The sequence below is a fragment of the Rhizobacter sp. P2_H2 genome (assembly GCF_056403375.1).
Genome location: NZ_JBFUFP010000149.1, coordinates 1 through 8,516, shown reverse-complemented (window position 1 = coordinate 8,516; position 8,516 = coordinate 1). Strand labels below are relative to the sequence as shown.

Below are 8,516 nucleotides of genomic sequence, written 5' to 3'. Positions count from 1 at the left end.
GCGCTCGCGAGCGCCTCGGCCTCTTCGACTTCGGTGAGGATCTGCTGCACGCGTTCGAGGTAGAGCTCGCCGGTGTCGGTGAGCGCGAGGCGGCGCGTCGTGCGGTTGATCAGGCGGGCGCCGAGGTGCTCTTCGAGGTCGGCCACGAGCCGCGTGACGACGGCCGGCGAGAGGTTCAGCCGGCGTGCGGCCGACGCGAAACTTCCTTCCTCGATCACCCGGGAAAACACCCGCATCGAATGCAGACGATCCATTCCTTCGCCCTCATTGTTTCTTTTTTGACAATGGGGCATTGAAGCACGTGCTGTTTATTGATTCAAGCGCAATGTCTACAGTTCACCCCATCGATGAGGCCAACGCAACAGTGACTCACCGAGGCTGGACAAGACGGCTCTGACAAACCCCTGAAGCCGCCCTGCCTGGAAACGTCAACCTTCTGAAGGAATTCATCATGAGCACCAAGAACTTCGCCGCCCTTGCCACCGTCGCCCTTGCACTGGCTGGCGCCTCCGTCACCGCGTTCGCTGCCGACACCGGCCTGACCCGCGAGCAAGTGCGTGCCGAACTGGCCCGTGCCCGCGCTTCCGGCGAACTGCTGCCGAACTCGGAAAGCTACGGCTACAACAACGCGTCGATCACGCTGCCGAAGGCCGCCGCCGCGACGGCCGACAGCGGCAAGAGCCGTGAGCAAGTGCGTGCCGAACTGGCGCGCGCCCGTGCCGACGGCACGCTGGTCCCGAACTCGGAAAGCTACGGCTACGCGACCCCGGTGGTGGCCGGCACGAGCCGCACCCGCGCCGAAGTGCGTGCCGAGGCGATCGAAGCCGCCAAGGCTCACAAGAGCGACGCCAGCTACGGCGCGCTGTCGACCGGCTACTGATCGCTGACGCGCAGAGCGCGCAACGGTTGTGGGACACCGCAGAGGCCGCCTTCGGGCGGCCTCTGTCGTTGGGTAGCGCGGTGGGGTATCCGTTCCGCGCGAGAATGGGCGACCCCCAACCCCCGATGCGGCGCACGCCACAAGCCTGCGCCGCGTTGCCATTGGCGCCGCCATGTCAGCCTTCTTCCTGCAACGCATCCACCCGACCGACGCGCCCCGCGGCGAGCCGCCGCCCGGCCTGCTGGCCTTCTACTGGCACTTCATCCGCCAGACGCGCTGGCTGTACGTCGCGATGTTCGCCACCGGGCTGGTGGTGGCCGGGGTCGACACGCTGGTACCGGTCTTCATCGGCAGGCTGGTCACGCTGATGCAGGCGCCCGATCGCGCCGCCGCGTTCAGCGCTGCCGCGCCGATGCTGCTCGGCATGGCCGCGCTGGTGCTGTTCGGCCGGCCGCTCGCGCTGCTGGCCGACACGATGGTGCGCAACATCGCGGTGGTGCCGGGCGTCACCAGCCTGATCCGCTGGCAGAGCCACTGGCACGTGGTGCGCCAGGGCTGGACCTTCTTCCAGAACGATTTCGCCGGCCGCATCGCCAACCGCGTGATGCAGACCAGCAACGCGGTGCGCGAGAGCGTGGTCAGCTCGATCCGCGCGATCTGGTACATCGTGATCTACGGCGTCACCGCGCTGGTGCTGATGGCCAGCGCCGACTGGCGGCTCGCCGTGCCGACCGTGCTGTGGTTCGCGAGCTACGTGTTCTTCCTGCGGCATTTCGTGCCGCGCATGCGCGACCTGGCGCGCGCCAGCTCGGAGTTGCGCTCGGCGCTGATGGGGCGCGTGGTCGACAGCTACACCAACATCCTGACCGTGAAGCTGTTCGCCCGCGCGCGCGACGAAGACGCCTACGTGCGCGAGAGCGTCGACGAGCACACGCTCGCGATCGCCGCGCACATGAAGCTCACGACGCAGTTCATGGCGACGCTGTCGGCGATGAACGCGCTGTTCCTGGTCAGCACCGCGACCATCGGCGTGCTGCTGTGGGCGAACGGGCACATCGCCGCCGGCATGGTGGCCACCGCGCTGCCGCTGGCCTGGCAGATCGCGAGCGTCGCCGGCTGGGTCAGCTGGGAAGTGACCGGCATCTTCGAGAACGTCGGCGTGGTGCAGGAGGGCATGGAGACGATCGCGGTGCCGCACACGCTGGTCGACAAGGCGGGGGCTCGCCCGCTCGAGGTGACGCGCGGCGAGATCCGCTTCGAGCACCTGACCTTCACCTACGGCCGCGGCGACGGCAAGCGCGTGCTCGACGAGCTCGACCTGGTCGTGAAGCCGGGCGAGCGCGTCGGGCTGGTCGGCCSCTCGGGCGCCGGCAAGTCGACGCTCGTGAACCTGCTGCTGCGCTTCCACGAGGTGGAGCAGGGCCGCATCCGCATCGACGGGCAGGACATCGCCGACGTCACGCAGGAGAGCCTGCGCGGCGCGATCGGCCTGGTGACGCAGGACACCTCGCTGCTGCACCGCTCGATCGCCGCCAACATCGGCTACGGCCGGCCGGACGCGACGGCCGGGCAGGTCGAAGCGGCAGCGCGCAAGGCGCAGGCGCACGGCTTCATCCAGGAGCTGCAGGACTGGAAGGGCCGCACCGGCTACGAGGCGCACGTCGGCGAGCGCGGCGTGAAGCTCTCCGGCGGCCAGCGCCAGCGCGTCGCGATCGCCCGCGTGGTGCTGAAGGACGCGCCGATCCTGGTGCTCGACGAAGCCACCTCGGCACTCGACAGCGAGGTCGAGCTCGCGATCCAGGACCAGCTGCTGAACCTGATGGAAGGCAAGACGGTGATCGCGATCGCGCACCGGCTGTCGACGATCGCCCGCATGGACCGGCTGATCGTGCTGGAGCAGGGCCGCATCGTCGAGCAGGGCACGCACGACGAGCTGCTGCAGCTCGACGGCCAGTACGCGCTGCTGTGGAAGCACCAGTCGGGCGGCTTCCTGGCGCATGACCAGCCCCTGCCTGCAGACCGCGGCGAGGACGACGAGGTCGTGATCGACGACGCACCGCTCGACGAGCTGCGCTCGGCCCAGCAGCCCGAGCCCGCGGGACAATAGCGCCCATGCTCCGAATCACCGAACTGCGGCTGCCGCTCGACCATGCCGAAGGCGCGCTGCGCCCGGCCGTGCTGCAGCGCCTGGGCCTGGCCGATGCCGCGCTGAAGTCCGCCACCGTCTTCAAGCGCAGCTACGACGCGCGCAAGAAGTCCGCCATCGTGCTGATCTACACCGTCGACTGCGAGCTTGCCGACCCGGCCGGCGAGGCCGCGCTGCTGCAGCGCTTCGCGACCGATCCGCACATCAAGCCGTCGCCCGACACCTCGTACAAGTTCGTCGGCCACGCGCCGGCCGATTTCGAGGGCTCGGGTCGCCTGCGCCCGCTGGTCGTCGGCTTCGGGCCGTGCGGGCTGTTCGCCGCGCTGATCCTCGCGCAGATGGGGCTGCGGCCGATCGTGCTGGAGCGCGGCAAGGAAGTGCGCCAGCGCACCCAGGACACCTGGGGCCTGTGGCGCAAGAATGTCCTGAACCCCGAATCGAACGTGCAGTTCGGCGAGGGCGGCGCCGGCACCTTCTCCGACGGCAAGCTGTGGAGCCAGATCAGCGACCCGCGCCACCTGACGCGCAAGGTGCTGACCGAGTTCGTCAAGGCCGGCGCGCCGGAAGAGATCCTGTTCGTCAGCAAGCCGCACATCGGCACCTTCCGGCTGGTCAGCATGATCGAGAAGATGCGCGCCGAGATCGAAGCGCTGGGCGGCGAGATCCGCTTCGAGCAGCGCGTGACCGATGTGCTCATCGAAGGGGGCCCCGAGGGCCGGCACATCCGCGGCGTGACGCTCGCGTCCGGCGAGCAGCTGCGCGCCGACCACGTCGTGCTGGCGCTCGGCCACAGCGCGCGCGACACCTTCGCGATGCTGCACGAGCGCGGTGTCTTCATGGAGGCCAAGCCGTTCTCGGTCGGTTTCCGCATCGAGCATCCGCAGTCGATCATCGACCGCGCACGCTTCGGCCCGAACGCCGGCAACCCGATCCTCGGCGCGGCCGACTACAAGCTGGTGCACCACGCCGCCAACGGCCGCTCGGTCTACAGCTTCTGCATGTGCCCGGGCGGCACGGTGGTGGCGGCCACCTCGGAGGTCGGCCGCGTCGTGACGAACGGCATGAGCCAGTACTCGCGCAACGAGCGCAACGCGAATGCCGGCATCGTCGTCGGCATCTCGCCGCAGGACTATGCGCAGGATCCGGATGCGCCGGGGCCGGTCAATCCGCTGGACGGCATCGCGTTCCAGCGCCGGCTCGAGTCGCGCGCCTTCGAGCTCGGCGGCGGCACCTACGAGGCGCCCGGCCAGCTGGTCGGCGATTTCGTCAAGGGCCAGCGTTCCCGCGAGTTCGGCAGCGTGCTGCCGTCGTACAAGCCGGGCGTGCTGCTCGGCGACCTGCACACTAGCCTGCCGGCGTACGCCATCGAGGCGATCCGCGAGGCGCTGCCGGCGTTCGAGCGGCAGATCAAGGGCTTCTCGATGCCCGATGCGGTGCTCACCGGCGTCGAGACGCGCACCTCGTCGCCGCTGCGCATCACGCGCGGCAAGGACTGGCAGAGCCTGAACGTGAAGGGCCTGTACCCGGCCGGTGAGGGCGCGGGCTATGCCGGCGGGATCATGTCGGCCGGCGTCGACGGGATCGAGGTGGCCGAGGCGCTGGGCGCGTCGATGCTCCGCTGACGACTACGGGCTGACCAGGTAGTCGAGCGCCAGCGTCGCCAGCGCCTTCACGCCCAGGGGCAACGCCGCCTCGTCGAAATCGAAGTCCGGCGCATGGTTCGGCGGCGCGTTCTGCGGCGTCTTGCCGGGCGGCGTCGCGCCGAGGATGAAGAACAGCCCCGGCACCTGCTTCTGGTACTCCGAGAAATCTTCCGACGCGCTGATCTTCGGCAGCTCCATCACGCGGTTGCCGCTCGCGCGCTGCAACGAAGGCATCATCCGCGCGAGCAGCTCGCGCGGGTTGTCGGTGACGGCATAGGTGGCCGGCCCGAAGCTGACGCTCGCCTGCGCGCCGCTGGCCGCGGCGATCGATTCGGCGGTCGTCACGATGCGCCGCTTCGCCTCTTCGCGCATCTCCTCGTCGAAGCTGCGCAGCGTGCCGCGCATCTCGACGCTGTCAGGCAGCACGTTCTCGCGGTTGCCGCCGTGGATCGACGCGATGCTCAGCACCGCCGGCTCATGGCTGATGTTCAGCTGGCGGCTCACGATGGTCTGCAGCCCGGTGATGATCTGCGCCGAGACGACGATCGGATCGATGCCGCCCCACGGCGCGCCGCCATGCGTGCCGCGGCCCCGCACCGTGATGCGCAGCGAATCGGCACCGGCCAGCATCGGCCCGCCGCGCACGCCGAGCGTGCCCGAGGCCAGGTTCGGAGAGAGGTGCAGGCCGAACACCGCATCGACCTTCGGGTTCTCGAGCACGCCTTCCTCGACCATCGCGCGCGCGCCCCAGCTGTCGGCAGCGGTCGACGGCAGGTCGGCGAGGCCTTCCTCGGCCGGCTGGAAGATGAACTTCACGCGGCCGGGAACCTGCGCACGCAGCCCGGCCAGCAGCTCGGCCACGCCCATCAGGATCGCGGTGTGGCCGTCATGGCCGCAGGCGTGCATCACCGGCGTCTGCACGCCCTGGTAGCGGCCGGTCTGCTGCGAGGCGAACGGCAGGTTCGTCGCCTCGGCCACCGGCAGCGCGTCCATGTCGGCGCGCAGCGCGACCACGCGCGACCCCGGCAGCCCGCCGCGCAGCAGGCCGACCACGCCGCGTCCGCCGACGCCGGTCGTCACCTCCAGGCCCAGCCGGCGCAGGTGCTCGGCCACCAGCGCGGCGGTGCGCACCTCCTGGCCGGAGAGCTCGGGATGGGCGTGGATGTCGCGGCGCCAGGCGACCAGGCGCGGCACGATCGGTGCCAGTCGCGCATCGAGGGCCTGGGGGTCTGCGCCCTGAGGCTGCGCCAGGGCGATGTTGGCAAGAAGCAGGCTGCAGGCGATGACGTGCGCGGCCCTCGAGCCTTGCCTCAAGGGCAGGCCGCCATCACCTGCGCCACCGCCGCCGTCAGCTTCTTCCCGTACGGCACATGCAGGAACTCGTTCGGCCCGTGCGCATTGCTCTTCGGGCCGAGCACGCCGCAGACCATCATCTGCGCCTTCGGGAAGCCCTTCTGCAGCAGGCTCATCAGCGGGATCGTGCCGCCCTGGCCGACGTAGCCGCAGGGCGCGCCGAACTGCGCCTGCGACGCGCTGTTCAGCGCATCCTCCAGCCACGGCGCCAGGCTCGGCGCATTCCAGCCGCTCGCGCCGTACGCACCGGCCCGGCCATCGGCCGCGAAGGTCACGCGGGCGTTGTACGGCGCGTTGTCCTCCAGCAGCGTCTTCAGCTGCATCGCGGCCTCGTTGCCGTCGACCAGCGGCGGCACCCGCAGGCTCAGCTTGAACGCGGTGTACGGACGCAGCACGTTGCCGGCGTTCTTCAGCTCGGGGAAGCCGTCGGCACCGGTGACGCTCAGCGTCGGGCGCCAGGTGCGGTTCAGCAGCGCCTCGGTCGGGTCGGTCGTGGTGGGCAGCGTCGGGCCGCCGTCGGCACCGCAGGCCCACGGAAAACGCTTCCAGACCTCGTCGCCGAGGATCTCGGCCGTCGCCTTCGCCTGCGCGAGGCGATCGCCGGGGATCTCGCAATGGAAGCTCTCCGGCAGCAGGCGGCCGGTCTTGCTGTCCTCGAGCCGGTCCAGCACCTGGCGCAGGATGCGGAAGCTCGACGGCACCAGCCCGCTGGAATCGCCGGAGTGGATGCCCTCGGTCAGGATCTCCACCTTCAGCACGCCGCTGACCATGCCGCGCAGGCTGGTCGTCAGCCACAGCTGGTCGTAGTTGCCGGCACCGCTGTCGAGGCAGACGACCAGGCTCACGTTGCCCAGCCGCTCGCGCAGCACGTCGAGGTAGGCCGGCAGGTCGAACGAGCCGCTCTCCTCGCAGGCCTCGATGATGCCGACGCAGCGCGGGCGCGGGATGCCCTGCCGGTCGAGCGCCATGATCGCCGTCAGCGACGCGTAGACCGCGTAGCCGTCGTCGGCGGCGCCGCGGCCGTACAGCAGGCCGTTCTCGTACTTCGGCGTCCAGGGCCCCAGGTCGCTGCGCCAGCCGTTGAATTCGGGTTGCTTGTCGAGGTGGCCGTACAGGCAGATGGTGTCGGTGCTGCCGGCCTTGGTCGCCGGCACCTCGAAGAAGATCACCGGCGTGCGCCCTTCGATCCGGACCACTTCCAGCTTCAGCCCGGCCACCTTCTTGCTCTCGACCCAGCTGGCGGCGTCGCGCACCACCCGCTCGAGGTGCCCGTTCTTCTGCCAGTCGGCATCGAACATCGGGCTTTTGGCCGGGATCGCGATGTAGTCGGTCAGCGCCGGGACGATCTCTTCGTCCCACGTGCGGTTGGCAAACTCGGCGATCGCGGTGGCTTCGTCGGGCTGCAGCGGAAGGTTGGGGTCGCGAGCGTTCATGGCCGGTTCTCCTGGAGCAGTGAATCCCTTGTGGGGAATTGCCGAGTGTAGAACCGAGCGCCTCAGGCTATGCTGATCCGATCCACAAGAACACACGAGGAGACAGGGATGCACCAATGCGTCACACAGGCCGCAGGGCTGATGGCGGCTGTGCTGCTGGGCGGTGCGGTCGGCCATGCCGAGGAGGCGCAGCATCCCTGGGTGGTCGCGTCACCCCTGGCAGTCAAGGAGACCTACTTCAGCAACCTGAGCTCCGGGGCGAGCATCGAGACACCGTTCGTGCTGAAGTTCGGCCTCAGCGGCATGGGGCTGGCGCCGATCACCAAGCCGCAGCCGCGCACCGGGCACCACCACCTGCTGATCAACCGCGAGCTGCCGCTCGATTTCTCGAAGCCGCTGCCCTTCAACGACCAGTATGTGCACTTCGGCAAGGGCCAGATGGAGACGGTGCTGACGCTGGCGCCCGGCGACTACACGCTGCGCCTGGTGCTGGCCGACGACAAGCACATCCCGAACTTCGTCTACAGCAAGCCGTTGCGCATCACGGTGACGAAGAAGAATGCCGACCTCGACCCGGCCAGCCTGGGGGCGCCCGGTGTCGAGCTGATGCTGCCGGTGGCCGAGGCGTCGGCCGGCAAGCCGCTGCAGGTGCGCTTCCATGCGTCGCGGCTGAATGTGTCGCACATCGCGCTGCAGGAGAAGGGCACCGGCCACTTCCGGCTGAGTGCGCTGCGCGACGGGGCCAAGCCCGAGACGCTGGACTTCCCCGGTGGACAGACCGAGGCGTGGATCAAGCCGCCGCCCGGGCGCTACCAGCTCAGGCTGGAGTTCGTCGACAACCTGGCGCCGGCCACGGTGCTGGCCACGGCGGCGGCGCAGTCGATCACGGTCCTGCCGAAGTGAATCGTCGCAGCCCGGCCTGCAGCGCGGCGAACACCTCCGCCTGCTCGGGCTCGTTGAAGATCTCGTGGAACAGCGCCGGGAACGCCTGCGCCGTGACGACCGCCTGCGGAGCCGCCGCGGCGAACGCCCGGCTGCCGGCCGGCGCGACGCAGCGGTCG

Annotated in this window: 7 protein-coding genes; 4 read left to right on the top strand and 3 right to left on the bottom strand. The window is 69.7% G+C overall.

Annotated elements, in window-relative coordinates:
* The coding region (locus tag AC1D15_RS11090; protein ID WP_477826005.1) for a LysR family transcriptional regulator at positions 1-254 on the bottom strand (254 nt) is incomplete at its 3' end.
* A gap of 197 nt (positions 255-451) precedes the next feature.
* Here AC1D15_RS11090 and AC1D15_RS11085 point away from each other — a divergent pair.
* From AC1D15_RS11085 to AC1D15_RS11075, 3 genes are all read left to right on the top strand, one after another.
* Positions 452-880: a DUF4148 domain-containing protein gene (locus AC1D15_RS11085; protein WP_477826004.1), complete on the top strand. Its 429-nt coding sequence runs from the start codon at positions 452-454 to the stop codon at positions 878-880.
* Between the two features lie 172 nt (positions 881-1,052).
* Positions 1,053-2,987, top strand: a complete 1,935-nt coding sequence (locus tag AC1D15_RS11080; protein ID WP_477826003.1) for an ABC transporter ATP-binding protein — start codon at positions 1,053-1,055, stop codon at positions 2,985-2,987.
* Between the two features lie 5 nt (positions 2,988-2,992).
* Positions 2,993-4,648, top strand: coding sequence for an NAD(P)/FAD-dependent oxidoreductase (locus AC1D15_RS11075; RefSeq protein ID WP_477826002.1), 1,656 nt, complete (start codon positions 2,993-2,995; stop codon positions 4,646-4,648).
* A 3-nt stretch (positions 4,649-4,651) separates the two neighbouring features.
* On the opposite strand, the gene AC1D15_RS11070 is transcribed toward AC1D15_RS11075, so the two are convergent.
* Together AC1D15_RS11070 and AC1D15_RS11065 are read right to left on the bottom strand one after the other, a co-directional pair.
* Positions 4,652-5,989 (bottom strand): amidohydrolase, encoded by a 1,338-nt coding sequence (locus AC1D15_RS11070; protein ID WP_477826006.1) that lies wholly within the window; start codon positions 5,987-5,989, stop codon positions 4,652-4,654.
* Entirely contained in the window at positions 5,980-7,455 is a 1,476-nt protein-coding gene (locus AC1D15_RS11065; protein ID WP_465111366.1) for a M20 family metallopeptidase, read from the bottom strand. The genes AC1D15_RS11070 and AC1D15_RS11065 overlap by 10 nt, the downstream gene beginning before the upstream one ends.
* Before the next feature lie 108 nt (positions 7,456-7,563).
* Between AC1D15_RS11065 and AC1D15_RS11060 the strand changes: the two genes are divergently transcribed.
* Positions 7,564-8,358: a DUF4399 domain-containing protein gene (locus tag AC1D15_RS11060; RefSeq protein ID WP_052211317.1), complete on the top strand. Its 795-nt coding sequence runs from the start codon at positions 7,564-7,566 to the stop codon at positions 8,356-8,358.
* Positions 8,359-8,516: the final 158 nt, after the last annotated feature.

Coding starts and splice junctions, on each gene's coding strand:
- AC1D15_RS11085 (WP_477826004.1), top strand. CDS start 452: ATGAGCACCAAGAACTTCGCCGCCCTTGCCACCGTCGCCCTTGCACTG.
- AC1D15_RS11075 (WP_477826002.1), top strand. CDS start 2,993: ATGCTCCGAATCACCGAACTGCGGCTGCCGCTCGACCATGCCGAAGGC.
- AC1D15_RS11065 (WP_465111366.1), bottom strand. CDS start 7,455: ATGAACGCTCGCGACCCCAACCTTCCGCTGCAGCCCGACGAAGCCACC.
- AC1D15_RS11060 (WP_052211317.1), top strand. CDS start 7,564: ATGCACCAATGCGTCACACAGGCCGCAGGGCTGATGGCGGCTGTGCTG.